The 527-nt window shown below is 69.8% G+C and carries 1 protein-coding gene; it reads right to left on the bottom strand.

Annotated features, from left to right (window positions below; all coding sequences use genetic code 11):
* A partial coding sequence (locus tag ABD323_RS45225) for a carbohydrate-binding protein (protein WP_486327198.1) occupies window positions 1–403 on the bottom strand: 403 nt, incomplete at its 3' end.
* Window positions 404–527 lie beyond the last annotated feature (124 nt).

Here is a 527-nt window from a genome sequence, read left to right as displayed (position 1 = left end):
CGTTGACCAGCAGGTCGATCGAGGCGGTCCGCCCCTTGCCGTCGGCGGTGTCCGGCAGGCTGTACCGGAAGCTCATCGCGTTGGCGGGCGCGGTGAGGGTGAACTCCACGTACTGGCCGGTGGAGTTGAGCGTGACGGCCTGTCGACCGGAGGCCTCCGAGGGGAGGGTGCCGTAGCGCCGCTCGGGGCCGATCACGGTGCCGTTGGTGGCCGCGTACTCGGCCTCCTGCTCCTTGAACGGCACGGTGGCACCCCGGCCGGTGACGTCCAGCGGGGACAGGGTCGGTACGGCGGCGGCGTGTGCGGACTGGGCGGTCAGGCCGAGCAGGGCGGCGGAGCTCAGTGCGGCGGCCGTCAGCACGGCGAGCGGGGCGCGCAGGCGGCGGAGCGGGGGTGGCTGCATGGGGGGATGCACTTCCTTGCTGGTCGCGTGGGTGGAACGGCCGAGCGTTGGAGAGACTAGGCGCGACGGAGCATGAAGTCCATGTAAATGTGCAAAATTTCGACAGCTATCACGCAAGTACGTC

The sequence above is a fragment of the Kitasatospora nipponensis genome, assembly GCF_039528135.1.
Classification (GTDB): Bacteria; Actinomycetota; Actinomycetes; order Streptomycetales; family Streptomycetaceae; genus Kitasatospora; species Kitasatospora nipponensis.
This window is presented reverse-complemented; position numbering and strand designations above follow the sequence as displayed.